The following is an 18,216-nucleotide window of genomic DNA, read 5'->3' as shown; positions in this document are numbered from 1 at the left end:
TATTTTTCTCCTTCTCATCCAACTGTAATTTTCTCCAGAGGAAGCTTTGCATTTCCCTTGTTTCTTCCAGAGAATACTGCGTAGATCAGTGTCAGACCGCCTACACGTCCCAGATACATCAGTATGATCAACACAACTTGTGAAAAAACATGAAGTCCCGGTGTGACTCCCAACGTAAGACCTACCGTACCCACAGCAGAAGCCGCTTCATACAGACAATCCAGAAGGGGAAGACCTTCGTATACGCTGATTGCAATACCTCCGCAAAAGAACAATGTAAAATAGAGCATGGCAATGGTCGCTGCATTTTTTATCACATGATATTCCAGTCTCCGTCCAAAAGCCCCTGCATTTTCCTGACTGCGAAAGGTTGCAATTGCATTCAGAATCAGTACCGTAAAAGTGGTAGTTTTCATTCCTCCTGCTGTAGAACCCGGCGAACCACCGATCAACATTAACAGTATCATAACCGCTTTTGATGCCTCGCTCATCTCTGAAATATCTATGGTATTAAAGCCGGCAGTTCTTGTAGTTACCGATTGAAACATGGCAGCTAACAGGCGTTCTCCCGCAGGCAGGTTTTTCAGATCACAGGCAAAGAAAAAAAATGCCGGAAAAACAATCAGGCATACAGTAGTCATGAGAATAATCTTGCTTTGCATGCGGTAACGTTTAAAATTCATTTTATTCCTATAAATATCATCCCAGGTAAGAAAACCAATTCCTCCTGTAATGATCAGCAGCATAATTACCACATTTATAAGGATATTTCCGGAATAGCCCGTCAGAGACGGAAAGGCATTATCTGCTGTTCCCAGAATGTCAAATCCTGCATTACAAAAAGCAGAAACAGAATGAAAGGCTGCCATCCAGATTCCCTTTAAGCCATAATCCGATACAAAAACCGGCAGCAATAACATAGCTCCTGCTGCTTCAATCAAAAGAGTCCCCTTTAAAATGAACCTTGTCAGTCTGACAATTCCTCCAACTTTAGGTGCTGAAATTGCATCCTGCATTGTACTTCTTTGCATGAGAGATATTTTTTTCCCTGAAAGAAGCGAAACCGATGCCGCTACGGTTACTACTCCAAGTCCACCTATTTGTATAAGCGCAAGAATAACTGTCTGTCCGAACACAGACCAGTAACTTCCGCTGTCCTTTACTACAAGTCCTGTAACGCATACTGCCGAAGTGGCTGTAAAAAGTGCCTCATGAAATGGCGTCGGCACTTTCTCCAAAGAAGAAACCGGAAGCATCAGCAAAATACTTCCCAAAAGGATCACACCTGCAAATCCCAGAATAATCAGCTGAAAAGATGTCAGGTGTTTTTTCTTACACATTTTTTCCGGCATAAATGATCATAACTCCTTGCTAATGATTCTATAGAAATATCTTCATAATGAGTTTTATTATATACAATTGCTTTCAAAGATAGTATAAAAGTCTATGATTCCGTATTAAGATTGTATAAAGACAGTCAACACTTTTACACAAGGCGTATCAATGTATACCATAATCTTATCAATGTAGAATTGTCTGTTTATCATAGAAATCACCTTCCTGGTCCCATGACACCCGCAATTTCATCAAAAAATAACAAGTATTGCGATTTATAACCGCAATACCTGTTATTTTTGCTACTTTCCTGATTCGGTGAAGCACACACTAATTCAGCTAGCATTTCTTCCCTTTTACTCCTGGTCAAATCAGCATCCTTTAATATTGCCAGATGTCTGGATATGGACGCCCCCGTCATCGAAAAATGTTCACATATCTCTCCTGCTGAAAGCCGTCCGCCCTTTAACAAATTTAATAGAAACACATCCTGTCAGATCACTCAACTCCTTTAATCCTCTCAACAACAGTTCCATTCTTTTCCAAAATAATCCAGGTAAGCACTGGAACCATAGTACAAACCAGAAAACTGATTCCCACTGCAAATAAAAGTGGAAGTAATGGCACTGAAAAAGCAATCCCCCGATAATTCATTGATTCATAAAGAAGATACGTTACTCCCATTCCTACTGTTAGCGTAACAAGCCATGCGCCACCTGCATAGAGAACTCCTTCCCTGACCAGCATTCCAAGAAGCTGCTTCGGGGTCATCCCGATACTCTCCATAACCGAAAGCTCCGTCATCCGGCTCTGCACATTTACTACAAAGGTGTTCATGTAGTTCATGATTCCGATAAAAGCCAGAATCAACACAATCCCGATTCCCAGTTGCGGCATATTGCCCTGTGCTTTTTCAATCTCATCCGCATCTTCGATTTTGGATTCCCAGGAAAAGTCTTTTGCATTGTCACTTTCTTCTAATAACGACAGAATTTTTTGCTCTGTATCTCTATCATATTCCTTGTGATATTTTATGCTGATCTTTAGTGTAATTGGATGATTGGCAAATGTTTTCACCACCTGATCACTGGCTATAATCGTCGGTGGGTATCCAAGGAGTGCTGCATAATAATTCTCGTCCGTAACTCCTTCTATGGTAAAAGTTTTTGTCGTTTGTTGATCTTCATACAAAGCACATGTCACATTTTTTCCTATTATGTCAGCATCTGAAAGATCCAAACCATTTCGATAAACAATACATACTTTTCCCGAAAGGAAGTCCTCTTTATTTATCGGATGCTCAAGACTGTTATTTAAATAATCAAATTCCTGTTCATCAATTCCAATCAGAGAGGATCCAAAATTCTCAGGATGATTCTGATACTCGATCTTTTCCTTACTATATGGAATGCTCATCCACTTTGCATAAAATTCTTTCATCCACATCTCAGCAAAATCCGGTTCCCATGGAACTGTAATCTCTGCAAATATCATAGAATGTGCTTCAGAGACTCCGGCATTTTCTTTGATTGACTTCACGAAAGAATCATCCAGAATGTCTCTTCTGTCTTCTGATTTTTCTTTGCATGCCGTATCATTTTTAATGACCATATCCGTATCCATATAATTTGACACTATGGTTCTTGCTGCCTGACTGTCCAGCATGGTCACAATACAAAAGTACACAGACAGACTGGCTGCCAAAGACAACAGTACCACCGCAGTTCTTTTCTTATCCTTTGTAAACTGCTCCAGGGAAAGTCTTGCTATTACTTTTCCCTTTCCTGCTTTTCTCTCTTTTACGGTTTTGTGGGTCGGACGATAACCAAGCGCTTCTATTGGAGAAATATCTGCTGCCATTTTTGTCGGTTTTTGGCTGGCCAGAAAGATGGTAACCCCAACCAGTAAGATGGTTGCCAGCAGAACTGCCGGATGAAAGCGAACCATACCTGCTCCAACATAGCCACTTTTGATTCCAAGTGATTTTACAACAACAGGAATCAGGAAAAAGGATACCAGCCCACCTGACAGACATCCAAGTACTGTCCCTGCAGATCCTATCAGAAGCATCTGTTCCTTCATCATCCTTTTTATCTGCTTTTCCGTCATTCCGACCGTCTGAAGCAGACCATAATAACGAACTTTTCCAGCTACGGAAAGATACATAATATTATAAATAAGCAGATATGCACACAAACAGGTAACTGCAATCAAGCCAATAAGACCTGCCAATATCTGAACCGATGCGCCAAAATCTCCCATGAAGAAAAGATTCTGCTGCTTTCCAAGATTCATACTTTCGATAAAAGCATTCTGCTCTGTTTTTGTCATTATTTTCTGCTTAAAATCCATAAAGTAACGACCGGAAGCTGCCTGCGAAAGCTTCCATCCCGATTGATCATAGAATTCTTTCGAGACATAAAACTGTTTCTTGGGTCCATATCCGTCCCAGAGCCCACAGATTCGAAAAGTCCCTGTAAAGATTCCCTCATGTGTTCCATAAGACATAGCAAGGGTATCGCCTACATCAAGATCTTCGTAACCACATTCTTTTAAAGCGGATTTTGTTACCATTATCTCATCCAAAGCTGTCGGATATCTTCCTTCCAGCTTTTCTCTGACCGGCTCCATCATCTGTGTCCAATATCCATCATCTGCCCAGATCAGTCCCACATCAGGTGTGGAATCCTGATCTGTTTTTTCTACCCATCCACAGACTCCCGCTGTACCTGTCAGAACGATATCCGGGTTGTTCTCACACATTTGCCTCTGTTCATCCGTCACTCCATACATAATTGCATCAAACTCAGCTCCTGACATACGGATATTTTGAATTTTCTGAAGCCTAAAATAAGAATCTCCAACTGTGAATATTGTGAATACCAAAAAGGAAGAAAGAAGAACCGCAAGGAACAGAGTAATGGTCTTTCTCCTGTTTACTTTTAGAGCATTCCCTGCCATCCTTTTGATCACTTTCTGATTCGGATTCTTAAGCATAGGAATCACTTCCCTTCCTGGTATCTCCTACAATCTTTCCGTCCTCAATATGTACGATACGATCTGCAAGCTGCGCAATGTCTCTGTCATGAGTGATCAGGATCAAGGTCTGGCTGAACTGTCTTGCTGCCATTTTCAAAAGTCCAAGTACATCATGGCTGGTAACCGAATCCAGATTTCCCGTCGGTTCATCAGCCAGAATAATGGCTGGCTTCGCCGCAAGCGCCCTGGCAATCGCAGCCCTCTGCTGCTGTCCACCGGATAATGTTCCAGGAAGAGCTTCCCTCTTCTCTGACAGCCCTAAAAGTTCCAGTATCCCATCCACATACTCCACATCAACCTTTCTCCCATCCAGTTCCACCGGAAGAATGACATTCTCATATACATTAAGATCCGGGACAAGATTATAATTCTGAAAAATAAACCCGATCTTTCTTCTACGGAATATGGCAAGCTGTTCTTTTTTCAGCCCCAGAAGGCACTTACCCTCTACCAACACTTCCCCTTCTGTTGGCACATCCAGTCCACCCAGCATATGCAAAAGTGTACTTTTCCCGGATCCGCTTTTTCCGATAATAGCAACGAATTCCTGATCTTTTACACGAAAATCTACGCCATCCAATGCCTTTACCGTATTTGCACCCATTTGATAGTATTTCTTTAAGTTCTTTGTCTCTACAATGTATTCTCTCATTGGCTTGCCTCCCTTTTGACATTTCATGATATCAGGGTCAAAAGACCTTTTTACCCTTTTCATAGAATATCTCACAAAAATCACAAACCTGTCTCAATTTTTAATTATCACAGAATTGTGACAAGCCCTGCCGATTATGTTACGGTTCATTCACTGGAAAATACAGGCGAAAACACGCCCCTTTTCCTATTTCAGACTGTACTTCTATATATCCCTTCTGAAGCTCCATGATTGTTCTCGCAAGATATAGTCCGATTCCAACTCCTGGTTTATCATGAACCTCCGGTTCACGGTAAAATCTTGTAAAAATCTCTGCCTGCCTCTCCGGGGCAATCCCTTTTCCAGTATCGGAAATGCTGATCTTAAAAAATAATTCCTGTCTTTCTGTCTGAATATGAATCTTTCCACCAGGTTCAGTATACTTGAGTGCATTATCCAGAATATTATAAACTGCTTCCTCCGTCCATTTGCTGTCATGACGGATCATCGTATTTTCTTCGCAGTTCACATATAGATCAATCCCCTTCAACGCCGCCTCCGGAACCACATCGGCAACTGCATGGCGGATTGTTTCGTATAGATTTTGGTCTTCCTTATGTATTTGCAGAATTCCCGTTTCGAGCCTTGACATTTTTATCATGTTCTGCATTAAAAATTCAATTTTTTCCATCTGCCCTTTGATTTTTCCCAAAAACTCCTGACCGTTTTGCGAAAACTCCTCATCCTCAAGGAGTTCCAGGTATAGTTTTATATTGGCAATGGGTGTCCTTGTCTGATGGGAGATATCAGAAATCAATCCCTTTACTCTTTCTTTCTCACGAAAACCGTCTTCTTCTTTTTTCCGAAATACGTTCCCGGCTTTCGCTAATTGTGTTCCTGTTCTTCCCCAGAGGCTATCCTCCAATTCTTCTTCCATGTTCCATTCTTTTCCCGTTACGATAGCATCCAGAGCATCTTCCACCTTTTCAGCAAACAACTTCGCTTCTTTTTTTATCCGGTAATTTTTCCATAACAATACCAGTACTGCTGCAAATAAAATTATCATTATGATATACATCAGCCAATCCATTGATACCCCATCCCGTATACATTTGAAATATATCTGTGATTCTCATCTTCGATCTTTCCTCTCAGGCGATTTATGTTTACTGCCAATGCGTGCCTGTCCACAAACTGTCCTCCACTATCCCATAACCGTTCCAATAACAGATCATAAGTCAGGAGCTGCCCCCGGTTCATAAGGAATTGACAAAGCAGACGGTATTCTGTCGGTGTAACAGAACTTTCCTGACCTTTTACCATCACTCGTGCATTATCCAAATCTATATATAAATTCTCATCTGTAAAAATCCGATGGTTGGCCGACGCAGTTCTTTTTAAAATGACATCGATTTTTCTAAGTAAAATCTTCATCGAAAATGGTTTTGTAACGTAATCTTCTGCTCCGGATTCGTATCCTGCCAGAGCATCCTCCTCCATATCCCTGGCTGTCAGGTAAATGACCGGAACTTCTCTTTGCTTTTTTACCCACTGGCAAAAAGAGAATCCCTCGCCATCTGGAAGATTCACATCCAAAAGGATTAGATCTATCTGATTCTCAATAAAAGTCTGTTTTCCTTTCTCCATAAAAGTCACACCATAAACTCCATATCCTGACTTTTTCAAAGAATAACAAATTGCCTGATTCAGATCATAATCGTCTTCTACAACTAATATATTCTGCATAGTCTATTTCCTCCAATACAGATATTCACCAAGTAATCTATGCACAGTACTGATACTTAATACTTTTCAATATTCTACCACAGACTTTTCCCAGGTATGAAAAAAAAGAAAAGAATCTCAATTTTGTGATTATTCACAGAAAGGAGGGATGAGGCGTAGCGGTGGCTACGACGATTGACGACAACGCCGCAGATGAAAAATCAGACAAGTCAATATAGAAGTTACTTAACATTCGCTGTACTAGAGCGTGTCTAAAAAATAAAAGTTGCACAAAACATATATTCTAATACCTTTTTTCATGTTAAAATAAAGAAAAAGGGGTGTTTACTATGTTGAGACGATACGAGTTAACTGATGAAGAATGGAACCGCATTGCTCCTTTACTGCCACCTGAAAATACTGAAAAACAGGGCCGCCCCCAAAAATGTACTCGGACAATTCTTAACGGAATTGTTTGGATTGCCCGCAGTGGAGCGCCCTGGCATGATCTTCCAGAACGTTACGGTGCCTGGCAAACCGTCTACTCCCGTTTTCGAAAATGGATTGATGATGGCATCATCGATAACACTTTTCGTGTTTTAAGCCTTGATGCTGAATTAACAGAACTATCTATAGATGCTTCTATTGTTCAGGCTCATCAGCACAGTGCAGGTGCAAAAAAAGGGGGCCTCCAAACGAAATCGGACATAGCCGAGGTGGAGCAAGCACAAAAATCCATGCCATAGTGGATGCCTATGGCTATCCGGTATATTTTATGATTAGTGAAGGTCAGCGTAATGATATTAATTACGCACTTCCATTGCTCGAACATGTGAATACAACCGGAAGCAATGTATTAGCTGATCGAGGATACGATAGTAATAAATTACTTGATTATGTCTACGACCATGGTGGAGAACCAACGATTCCTTCCAGAAAGGGAGCGAAATTTGACCGTCATTGTGATTGGTGGCTTTACAAAGAGAGACATTTAGTAGAAAACTATTTTCTCAAATTAAAAGCGTTTCGCCGAATGGCCACACGTTATGATAAACTGGCTTCCACTTTTCTGGGTTTCGTATGCATCGTCTCAATATTAATTTGGTTAAAGTAAACAACTCGAAATGTTTTTCAAACACGCTCTAATACGCTCATTCTTTTTGACTGAAAAATTCTATCTAATCATAAAATATAAATAAACATATCAGGAGGGTCAGAAGTTTCCAAAATCTCATCGTATAAACACGAATAATCTAAGAATCTTCTGACCCTGATATTTATTTGCGTTCTACAATATGATAGTAAGAACGCGCCGTCATAAGATAAATCAACCCATACACAACAGCAAAAATCAGAACTGTTCCCGCAGTACATCCAATAAACAGCTTCGTATTCGTCATTCCGAAAAGTAAAAGTAACCGGCGGATCATTGGAAATGCCATGGTGATATGAAGCATTGCCATTAACAGCGGGAGGAAAAATACCATCAGAATCTGTCTGCGGACAGAACTTCTGACCTCACGGCGGCTTAAACCAACCTTCTGCATGATTTCAAATCGTTTCTGATCTTCATATCCTTCGGAAATCTGTTTATAATAAATAATCATAGCTGTTCCCATAAGGAAAAGAGAACCGAGAAAGATTCCGATAAACAAGAGAGAACCATTATCCGCATAATAGGACTCATATTCCTGCTGACGGATTCCGGAAGTTATCCATGAGTTTTCTGACAAGCCTCCGTTTTTCCTCAAGTCTTTAACAGCCTCCATTACCGGGGTTCCAAAATCAATCTTATCTGTCTCCGAACCGGTAATATCCAGACCAAGATGAAGTGTCAGGTCCTCTCCCGCAGGAGCAGAAGAAACTCCTTTATACATTTCTGTACGCATCTCATCAAATTTCTTAAAATCTTCATCTGTAACAACCAGCACTGCATTATCACTGACTGCATCTTCGCCACAGGTCAGGGGATTCTTATCCAGCCATTTTTTCACTGTAAATTCTGTCTCATCAACAGTAACTGAATCTTTCTGCACAGCTGAAGGATACCATGCAAAAATTTCACCATCATTGAGATTTGCAGAAATTCCTGTAAGTCTTTCATATTCTGCCTGATTCAAAAGAGAAAGTACCAGTACTGAATCAGAATTTCGAATAGTATTTGTTGGTTTTATCAGAATCTGATCACCATTTTTGCTGCATACGATATCCAGATAGATTTCCTCCACAGACTTTTCTACCGGAACTTTATTATCCACAACAGCTTTTTCAAAAGCCTCTATTGCGGTCTGACATTCTTCTTCGCTTATGCTGGTAACAGACATATCAACATCATACGGATAGCGATTCAGCATAATATCATTTATTCCGAAATAAATGGAAACAGTCATGGAAATCATAAGCAGAACCCCTGTACTCAATATACAGATACTTGCCAGACCAATTGCGTTCTGCTTCATTCGATAAAGCATTCCTGATATGCTGATAAAATTTCCAGTCCTGTAATAAAAACTCTTTCTGCGTCGGAGAAATTTCAGAATCACAATACTTCCTGCGGTAAAAAGCAGATAAGTCCCTGCCATAACAAGAATAACAGCAAGAAGAAATATCGTAATTGCCTTGATTGGAGATTCAGTCGTAACCGCAAGGTAATAACCTGCGCCAAGGCAGATAAAACCAATCAATGCCATAAGCCATTTTGCTGCCGGTTCTTTTTCTCCGGTATTATTACCGCGAAGTAATTCTACCGGACGGCTTAAATGAATTTTCGCAAGGTTCAGAAACAGAATCATCAAAAATACGATACCAAACATGAACAGACAGGTAAAAATCCCCTTTACTGAAATGTAAAATCCAAGCACTGAAGGGATATGAAGCAGCTTTAACAGCAAAAGAAGCGCCAGCTTACTTCCAATAATTCCGGCTGCAATACCGCCGGCAAGTGAACCTATTGAGGTAATGATCGTTTCAAGAAACATTACGATTCCAATGTGATTTCTTTCCAGTCCAAGAATATTATAAAGACCTATCTCTTTCTGCCTTCTCTTCATCAGAAAACTATTACTGTAGATCAGAAAAATAATACAGAAAATCTCTACGACTATCTCTCCTGTAAACACGATCATACGCACTTCATCCGCCTGACGCACTGCCTGATCCAGCGTCGGGCAGTCACGCAGAAATTCCATCATGTAAATCATTGCAATACAGAAAATACAGGTGATCATGTATGGAATATATGTGCTTTTGTTGTTTCGGATATTCTGTTTTGCAAGTCTGGAAAAAATCCCCTTATGCATGCTGCTCACCACCTGTCGTAAGTATCGTAAGCGTATCCGCGATCATCTGATACATTTCCTGGCGCGATTTACTGCCTTTGTATATCTGATGAAAAACTTCTCCGTCTTTGATGAAAAGAACTCTGGACGCATGGCTGGCAGCCTGTGCGCTGTGCGTAACCATAAGAATCGTCTGTCCCTCTGCATTGATTTCGCCAAATATGGAAAGAAGTGCTGACGCCGCCTTTGAATCAAGTGCGCCCGTCGGTTCATCCGCGAGAATCAGTTTGGGATTCGTGATCAACGCCCTTGCAACAGCAGCACGTTGTTTCTGACCGCCGGAAACTTCATATGGAAATTTATCCAGAATTTCTGTGATCTTAAGAGCCTGCGCAATCGGGCGGATTTTCTGTTCCATCTCACGGTAATCTTCTCCTGTAAGAACAAGTGGAAGATAAATATTATCTCTCAGGCTGAAGGTATCCAGCAGATTAAAATCCTGAAAAACAAATCCAAGATTTTTTCTTCGGAATGCTGATATTTCTTTTTCTGTAAGGTATACGATATTTTTTCCTTCCAGAAGAACCTCTCCGGATGTCGGACGATCCAGAGACGCAAGAATATTCAGCAAGGTTGTCTTACCGGAACCAGATTCCCCCATAATCGCGACAAACTCACCTTCCTCTACAGAAAATGTAACATTTGAAAGCGCCTGTACCTTGTTTCCCCCGAAACGTGTACTGTATATTTTTTTGATATTTGTAACTTCAAGCAAAGCCATAAATGGGGCTCCTTTCTTTTAATTGATACCGTAAGTATAAGGATTTTTTACGGCTTCTGCCATCGAAACAGGTTACATTATATGAAAAAACCTTACATTTCTGTAAGGTTTCGTGTCACTTAAATATTAGCAGGTTTCCTCTAAAACGTGTAAAAAAACTCTAATACATATTCAAATCTTCAACTGAAAATTCAAGAAATACTTTCGTTCCTTTTCCTTCCGTAGAAGTTATATAAAGACGATGTCCCAGTTTGCGCATAATCTTGTTGCTGAGATACAGTCCGATACCTGTTGCGCGGTTATCATCCCGTCCGTTTACTCCGGTGTAGCCTTTTTCGAAAATTCGCGGAATATCTTCTGCACGAATACCAATTCCGGTATCTTCAATGACCAGTGTAAGGTTTTCTACTTTATTGCAGTCATCATTTCCTATCGAAATGCTTACATCATCTGTATCCAGAGATAATTTTTTCTCCAGATAAATTCGGATTCCTCCGGTTCGGGTATATTTCAGGGCATTGGATAAAATTTGTCCGATCACAAATCCCAGCCATTTTTCATCCGTCAGAACATCCTGCGAAATACTTTCATAAGTAAGTGTGAGTTTCTTTGAGACAAAAATTCCTGCATATTTATGAATCTGATCACGTATGATCCGGTCAAGAGAACAACGGGAAAGTTTGAGATCCGAAGACATATCCTCTGTCCTTAGATAACCAAGAACCATCTCCACATACTGCTCAATTTTAAAAAGTTCCGAAAGTTTCTCTTTATTTTCCTCAGGACTCTCCTGAAGTAAAAGTCGCAGTGCAAAAATCGGCGTTTTGATCTGATGTGCCCACATCGTATAATAATCTGTCATGTCTTCAGATGCCTTCTGGCTGGCATTCTCCACATCGATACGCATCTGATTTAACTGCTGCATAATTTCCTGTTGGAATCTTTCATCCTGACCGACAGGAGAATCCATCTGTGAAAGATTGATATCCGGTGCAGCTGCAATCAATTCCAACTGTTCTACCTTTTTCCTGTATCTGTAAAATCCGTTCAGACACGCACAAATACCAGTTATTAACCAGAAAACAGTAACATACACCATCGGTTCAATCGGCAGCTGATAAAGAAAAAAAATTATTTCTGCAAGCATTACAGGAAACAATTGCAGAATGATATAGAATTTAATTTTGCTTATATAATCCAGAAAAAGTTTCATAAAAAATCCTTTTATTTATACTGTCGTCTTATACCATATATCCAAGGCCTTTTTTGGTAATGATAAATTCTTTCAGTCCTTCTTTTTCCAGTTTCCTGCGCAGGCGGGTAATATTCACAGTCAGCGTATTATCATCAATAAAGCTGTCACTCTCCCATAGTTTCGTCATAATCGCATCTCTGGAAACAACCTTTCCGGCATGCTCCATCAATATTTCCAGAATGCGAAGCTCATTTTTCGTAAGATCAATATCGTTTCCATTCCACGTCAGAGTACAGCGGGAAGGGCTCAGAACAACCCCTTTATATTCCAGAACATTTCCCGGAGTTCCAAAGGAATATGTGCGGCGCAGAATCGCCTGAATTTTTGCAGTCAGTACATCCATATCAAACGGTTTTGCAATAAAATCATCTGCGCCACGACTCATTGCCATAACCATATTCATATTATCTGCCGCCGAAGAAATAAAGATAACCGGAATCTGAGAAATTCTGCGTATTTCTTCACACCAGTGAAAGCCATTATAGAAAGGCAGCTTCAGATCCAGCAGGACAAGCTGGGGATCTCTGCGTACAAATTCCTGTATAATATTGGAAAAATCCTCCGCACAGGATACATCATATCCCCAGGACGAAAGATTCTTTTTCAGTACTTCTGAGATGATCTCATCATCCTCTACGATAAAAATACGATACATAGTTATCCCTTTCCCTCTGTTCCACCCACTGCTTATTGCTCTCCGCAAATGCAGCAGGTGACTCGATTCATTTAAAAAGCACTCAGGAATCTCTATCTGATAAAATGTGTGAATGCATGTTCTTCCTTTTCCGGAAGTCCAAACTGCTTTTTACCAAGTTCGATACTCTTCATCAGAAAAGTCATATTTCTGGCGAGTACACGCATGGTCTGCTTTCTTTCTTCATCCCTGTCAGCTTCTCCCAGTTCGCGTCCATGTATGCAATTCCAGTACTGGCTGGCCGCAATCGGCATGTTTTGTGCCTGTTCTTCAATATCTGTCAAATAGAATCCCTGTCCAAAATCCTTGTATAGTCTGCACTATACTTTGACACTTAAATTATGTTTATTGGCAAATTCATTTACACACGCAACGGTAAAACCAATTTTTCTTTTTTGTTCGCTCATTCAAAAACTCCTTATTATTCTGGATTTCATAAAAAATGTTTTTCTTATCTATTTTCATCTCAAGAATCAGAATTTATAACTGTTCTCTCACTAACATTAAAGCATATCCCAGAAGATTGTTGCCTCTCCATTTGCTTCGCTCAAACCTGTTTGGATCTCCCATGGATAAACCTATTCCCCAGATCTGATCTCTTACTGCACATTCAGCTAACACAGCATCACCTGTATCAACAAGTTGTCGTTTTAAGTCTGTGTTTTGACTGAATTTCGCTTTTAATCCCTCATAAACAATAATCTGCCTTACACCATTCCAGACATTTTCATCATAGGCATGTACTTTACGACCTAATTTCTTAATCTCTGCAACATTATCTGTATGAAGTATGTTATCAGCTACTTCTTCATCATGAAAGCGATATGCCTTCTGATACATCATAAACTGCTCCATTGACGAAAAATCTATTCCGTTGACTGTGAAATGACTAAGATACCAGTTACTTAAATAGCCATTTTCTTCATCTGGGTTATGGAAACATATAACGTTCATTACATTTCACCTGCTTTCTTTTTATAAAATCATTTAATTTAGATAACCTACTGTTCTAATTTTCCCTACGGATTTGCACTACTCACTGGTTTTTCCAGTTGCACAGTGTGTGCCTTTAAAGACTTCATATTATGAGGTCTTTTTCTTTTTCCAAAATAGAAATAGCTTTTCACATATCCGCCCTTTACCCTCCTGATAGAGCAACTGATCATGCAATGTTTATAGTAAAATGCTATCTCCTTCTTCTGATAATCTTTACAATTCCAAAGATCAACAGCAGAATCACCCCAACAGCCACAATACAGATTCCCACAATCGCTATGGCAAATTTATTCGGATGTTTTACCAGATTTATGATGTTTTTGCTGTTGTCTGCAACTTTTCTTTCGTGTGTTGTATCATAATATTCCGGCACATTTGCAATTCCGTCTTTGTCTGTGTCTTCAAAGGATTGCATATACTCTGCAATTGCAGCCCAGGCTTTCAGTTCTTTTTTTCCATCCATGACTGCATAATCTTCCAGATTCTCTATGGGATTGCCATTTTTATCTTTGGGGACGATGGATATCAGAACATAGGATTTGTCCAGAACAGAGCCAAGCATACGGCCAGTGTACAGGTCGGTGACAACATGATATAATTTATCGTCCTGTATTTCTTCCCTTTCCCCGTCCTTGCCTGTCAGATAACAGTCTGTTACTTTATTTAAGATCATGCGGTGGGGATTATAGGTGAAATTCATTCCACTGCAATATAATCTGGCTATTGTCATAAAATCTGAAATTGAGGCATCTACCTCTGCCACTGTTTTCAGTTCTTTTCCCGTTAAATATGCACTGATCAGAGGATAACCTGCAAGTCCGTCCTTTCCTGTTCCCAGCGAGAAGGAATTATATACCTGCTCCACTGTTATATCGCCTTTTGTATAAGTATCTCTTACAGTTCCGGCAGGTACGATTGCAACATCTACTTTTTCTCCGTCAGAGTCTCCTGTATTCTCTACTGCATATACATAAGCATCTGATATGATATCTCCCAGATTTAACTCCTCATGCTTTGTTTCCATCTCACTGAGGCTGTTAAATTCAATGTCATTCTCTGCCAGAATTTCCTCTCTGGTGTAACCAAAATTGGAAAGATAATTGGTGTCAACAGTATCTGACAATTCATCTATTTTCTTCTGTGTGGCTTCATCTGCTTTGATTTCATCCGTAACCGGAACAAGCTCATAGGTATCCGTTTCCCACCGTCCATTCTCTTTCTGAGTCATGGAAATTGTTCCCAGGTTTTTCCCATATTCTCCACAGGATACGATGCAGGTATCTCCCTGCAGGATTGGTTCTGCCAACTGTGTGTGGGTATGTCCGCTGATGATCAGATCAATGTCCGGAACATTCTTTGCAAGGATTTCGTCCTCTGATACTTTTTCGTCCTCCCATGTTCCGCTGTGTGATACACAGGCGATCATGTCTACATCTTCGTTCTTTTTTATTTCCTCTACTGTTTCTCTGGCTGCTTCTGACGGGTCTTTGAAAAGAAGCTCGCAGGTAGGAGCGCAATCCAGAGAATCCTTGCCGAAAACACCCAGTACTGCAATCTTTACATCGCCTTTTTGAATTACCGTATAGTCTTTTACCCCATATGTCTGAAATGCTTCATAAATCTGTTTCTGTCCTTCACTGAGGCCGGCTTTTTTCATTGCATCCCAGTCCACATTACACACAACCATCCCGGGAAGGTTTTCACCTGAACTGACTGCGGCGTTCAGCATATCTGCCAGGCCATCAGAGCCGTAATCAAATTCATGATTTCCCAGAGTTGTCACATCACAGCCCAGATATCCAAGCATCCTCAGTTCGGCGGCCTCTGTGTCATATACAGTCTGTATCAGAGTTCCCATGGAGAAGTCTCCTCCATCCAGTATAAGTGTATCTGTATTCTCTTTCTCATACTCATTGATCAATGTTTTCAGCCGGGCAAATCCTCCGGTCTCCTGCTGTGTCCCGTCTACAATCGTTTGAAAGCTGTTCAAATGGGAATGCAGATCATGGGTGAACAGGATATTCAGATGTTTGGGCTCCTCTGAGGCGTTTACCTGATATCCTGTCAGACCTGAAACGCTCAGCATAAATATAAATATGAATGCGAATACTTTTTTTAATAATTTCATAAAATTCTCCTGTAATATCAAAAATGGTTCCTCAGTATCATTTATTTTCCCGCAGGATAATGATACCATGAAACCATTTTACAAAAAACTAATTTATCTTTCATCTCCCACAAAGAACAAAGCCATTGTTCCCGGACCTGAGTGAGCGCCGATGGTGGCTCCTACCTGATTCATGATAATCGTGTTGATCTGGTATTTTTCTTTTACTTTCTCTGCCACATAATTTGCATCGTCTTCACAGTCGCCATGACTGATAAAGATGGTATGGCAGGTATCATGATAGCTGCCGATTTTCTCATCCATAAGCTTTACCAGCTCCTGAAGGGATTTTTTACGGCCGCGGACTTTGCCGATGGCAGTGAGTTTTCCGTCATTGTCCACATGAAGAACCGGTTTAATATTCAGCATGCTTCCTACTACTGCAGTGGTTCTGGAAATGCGACCTCCACGGTATAGGTGGTTTAAATCATTGACTGTAAAAAGGTGTACCATATGAAGCCTGTTCTCTTCTGCCCATTTCGCAACTGTCTCCAGATCTTCTCCCTGCTCTTTCTTCTCCTGTGCAAGGTAAACCAGAAGTCCCTGACCAAGGGAAGCGCCAAGAGAATCTACCACGATGATCTTGCGGTCCGGATAGTCCTCCATCAGTTCCTCCGCTGCGATACGGCTGCTATTGTATGTACCGCTTAAGGCAGAGGAAAATGCAATATGAAGAATATCTTTTCCTTCTTTCAGATAAGGCTCCAGCAGTGCTTTTGCATTTTCAGGATTTACCTGTGCTGTGGTTGGCATGGAACCGTTTCTCATTGCCTCATAAAATTCATGCTCCGGAAGGAAATTTCCATGTGTATAATTTTTTCCATCCATGGAATAACTGAGATACATGCAGCCTACTCCATGGTCTTTGAGATATTCCTCCGGAAGATCTGAATTGTTGTCGGTGGTGATCACATATTCGCTCATGTTGTCGCCCTCTCGTTTTCTGATATTTTTCACTTTCTGCCCATTAACTGTTCAGTGTCTTAGCAACTACAAATCAAAATCCGCTGCCTGCTCAGCAATAGGCTTTTCATCTTATCTATCAAGTCAGGGGTAAAATACCTTTCAACCCTGACATCATATATACAGTATAGCATCAAACCATCAGCCAAACAACTACTTTTCCTTCTCAACTGCCTTAATCGCTTCCTGCAGCTGATTATCCTCCTCATGGGTAATCTCGTCTTTATTCTTATTCAGCAGGCTGGTATCCAGAGAAACCTCTATATCAGGTTTGATTCCTGTTTTGTTGATGTTGTTTCCTTTTGGAGTGTAGTAGTTGGCAACAGTCAGTTTAATGGCACTTCCGTCTGAGAGCTGGCGGATGGACTGTACAACGCCTTTTCCGTAGGTGGTTGTTCCTACGATGGTTCCAATTCCATAGTCCTGCACTGCCCCGGCAAAAATCTCTGATGCACTGGCGCTGCTTTCATTTACCAGGACTGCAAGCGGAATCAGGAGTTCATTTTTGCCATCACATTTTTCCACTTCCCTGTTTCCATCTTTATCTTCCGTGTAAACAATCAATCCTTCCGGAAGTATCTGGCGCAGAATATCGCAGACAGAGTCCAGCAGACCACCAGGATTGTCTCTGAGATCTACAATCAGTTTCTCCATTCCCTGGCTGTTCAGATCATCAAATGCTTCCTGATATTGCTCACTGGTAACACCTTTAAATTCAGTGATACGGATATATCCAATCTTTGAATCCAGCATTTCATGGAAAACCGACGGCAGTTCCACATCCGTGATCGGTACAGTGATCTCCATAGCATCATCTACATTCTCCCGATGTACTGTAAGTACTACGCTGTCTTTATCAGAATTACGTACAAGATCTGCCACATCAGAAACTTCATCATCTGTAATATCCTCACCGTCAATAGCGCTGATAATATCTCCTGCTTTCAGACCTGCCTCTTCTCCTGGGCCGCCTTCATAACACTCTACGATTTTTACACCGCCCTCTTTGTTCTTTTCCATAAGGATGCCAATTCCCACATAAGTTCCCTGGCTGGAAGAATTCTCTGCCTCGTATTCTTCTGCTGTATAATATCTGCAATAAGGGTCATCCAATCCATACAACAGACCTGTATAAAGACCTTCCTGTAATTTTTCCTCATCTTTATCTCCCAGATAGTATTCATCGATCAAGTTCTCGAGGTATGTCAGTTTTGATCTGCATTTACGGTCTCCAAGTACCGTATCTTTTGTTGCAAGACCTGCGCCTGCATAAGCACCGACTGTCACACACGCAACTACTAAGGCGCCTGCTACAGTGCCTTTCCAAAATTCTTTGTTCTTCATGTCCACAC

At 40.8% G+C, this 18,216-nt stretch carries 15 protein-coding genes and 1 pseudogene; 1 reads left to right on the top strand and 15 read right to left on the bottom strand.

The genetic code is table 11. The annotated features are described in order from the left end of the window. Positions 1 to 14 precede the first annotated feature (14 nt). The 6 genes from KQI87_RS13520 to KQI87_RS13495 form a co-directional block, all read right to left on the bottom strand. Positions 15 to 1,352 carry a TrkH family potassium uptake protein gene (locus KQI87_RS13520; RefSeq protein ID WP_216460599.1) on the bottom strand — a complete coding sequence of 446 codons (1,338 nt, stop codon included), beginning with the start codon at positions 1,350 to 1,352 and terminating at the stop codon, positions 15 to 17. Positions 1,353 to 1,552: 200 nt separating this feature from the next. Continuing rightward, positions 1,553 to 1,822 carry an ArsR family transcriptional regulator gene (locus KQI87_RS17605; RefSeq protein WP_442860623.1) on the bottom strand — a complete coding sequence of 90 codons (270 nt, stop codon included), beginning with the start codon at positions 1,820 to 1,822 and terminating at the stop codon, positions 1,553 to 1,555. Between the two features lie 11 nt (positions 1,823 to 1,833). Further along, positions 1,834 to 4,332 (bottom strand): ABC transporter permease, encoded by a 2,499-nt coding sequence (locus KQI87_RS13510; protein ID WP_216460598.1) that lies wholly within the window; start codon positions 4,330 to 4,332, stop codon positions 1,834 to 1,836. Continuing rightward, positions 4,325 to 5,026, bottom strand: coding sequence for an ABC transporter ATP-binding protein (locus tag KQI87_RS13505; protein ID WP_118522031.1), 702 nt, complete (start codon positions 5,024 to 5,026; stop codon positions 4,325 to 4,327). Before KQI87_RS13505 ends, KQI87_RS13510 begins: the two co-directional genes overlap by 8 nt. A 139-nt stretch (positions 5,027 to 5,165) precedes the next feature. Beyond that, positions 5,166 to 6,095 carry a sensor histidine kinase gene (locus KQI87_RS13500; protein WP_216460597.1) on the bottom strand — a complete coding sequence of 310 codons (930 nt, stop codon included), beginning with the start codon at positions 6,093 to 6,095 and terminating at the stop codon, positions 5,166 to 5,168. Beyond that, entirely contained in the window at positions 6,083 to 6,751 is a 669-nt protein-coding gene (locus tag KQI87_RS13495) for a response regulator transcription factor (RefSeq protein WP_118571034.1), read from the bottom strand. The genes KQI87_RS13500 and KQI87_RS13495 overlap by 13 nt, the downstream gene beginning before the upstream one ends. Positions 6,752 to 7,080: 329 nt before the next feature. Here KQI87_RS13495 and KQI87_RS13490 point away from each other — a divergent pair. Next, positions 7,081 to 7,844: pseudogene (locus KQI87_RS13490) on the top strand (IS5 family transposase). Positions 7,845 to 8,007: 163 nt separating this feature from the next. On the opposite strand, the gene KQI87_RS13485 reads toward KQI87_RS13490, so the two are convergent. The 9 genes from KQI87_RS13485 to KQI87_RS13445 all read right to left on the bottom strand — a co-directional run bounded on the left by KQI87_RS13485 (position 8,008) and on the right by KQI87_RS13445 (position 18,208). Further along, positions 8,008 to 10,029 (bottom strand): FtsX-like permease family protein, encoded by a 2,022-nt coding sequence (locus KQI87_RS13485; RefSeq protein WP_216460596.1) that lies wholly within the window; start codon positions 10,027 to 10,029, stop codon positions 8,008 to 8,010. Then, on the bottom strand, positions 10,022 to 10,789 hold the full coding sequence (locus KQI87_RS13480; RefSeq protein WP_118573896.1) for an ABC transporter ATP-binding protein: 768 nt from the start codon (positions 10,787 to 10,789) through the stop codon (positions 10,022 to 10,024). Before KQI87_RS13480 ends, KQI87_RS13485 begins: the two co-directional genes overlap by 8 nt. A 160-nt stretch (positions 10,790 to 10,949) precedes the next feature. Further along, entirely contained in the window at positions 10,950 to 12,002 is a 1,053-nt protein-coding gene (locus tag KQI87_RS13475) for a sensor histidine kinase (protein WP_216460595.1), read from the bottom strand. A 28-nt stretch (positions 12,003 to 12,030) separates the two neighbouring features. Continuing rightward, positions 12,031 to 12,699 (bottom strand): response regulator transcription factor, encoded by a 669-nt coding sequence (locus KQI87_RS13470; RefSeq protein WP_216460594.1) that lies wholly within the window; start codon positions 12,697 to 12,699, stop codon positions 12,031 to 12,033. A 92-nt stretch (positions 12,700 to 12,791) separates the two neighbouring features. Then, on the bottom strand, positions 12,792 to 13,022 hold the full coding sequence (locus KQI87_RS13465) for a hypothetical protein (protein ID WP_330655863.1): 231 nt from the start codon (positions 13,020 to 13,022) through the stop codon (positions 12,792 to 12,794). A gap of 196 nt (positions 13,023 to 13,218) precedes the next feature. Then, positions 13,219 to 13,692: an NADAR family protein gene (locus KQI87_RS13460; protein ID WP_216460593.1), complete on the bottom strand. Its 474-nt coding sequence runs from the start codon at positions 13,690 to 13,692 to the stop codon at positions 13,219 to 13,221. A gap of 232 nt (positions 13,693 to 13,924) precedes the next feature. Beyond that, positions 13,925 to 15,862: a bifunctional metallophosphatase/5'-nucleotidase gene (locus tag KQI87_RS13455; RefSeq protein ID WP_216460592.1), complete on the bottom strand. Its 1,938-nt coding sequence runs from the start codon at positions 15,860 to 15,862 to the stop codon at positions 13,925 to 13,927. 93 nt (positions 15,863 to 15,955) lie between these two features. Next, on the bottom strand, positions 15,956 to 16,825 hold the full coding sequence (locus tag KQI87_RS13450; protein WP_118573892.1) for a DegV family protein: 870 nt from the start codon (positions 16,823 to 16,825) through the stop codon (positions 15,956 to 15,958). 192 nt (positions 16,826 to 17,017) lie between these two features. Next, positions 17,018 to 18,208, bottom strand: a complete 1,191-nt coding sequence (locus KQI87_RS13445) for a S41 family peptidase (protein ID WP_216460591.1) — start codon at positions 18,206 to 18,208, stop codon at positions 17,018 to 17,020. Positions 18,209 to 18,216: the final 8 nt, after the last annotated feature.

This window comes from Blautia sp. MSJ-9, assembly GCF_018919065.1.
GTDB lineage: Bacteria > Bacillota > Clostridia > Lachnospirales > Lachnospiraceae > Blautia_A.
The sequence above is the reverse complement of the archived record's forward strand: the minus strand, read 5'-3'. Positions and strand labels throughout refer to the sequence as shown.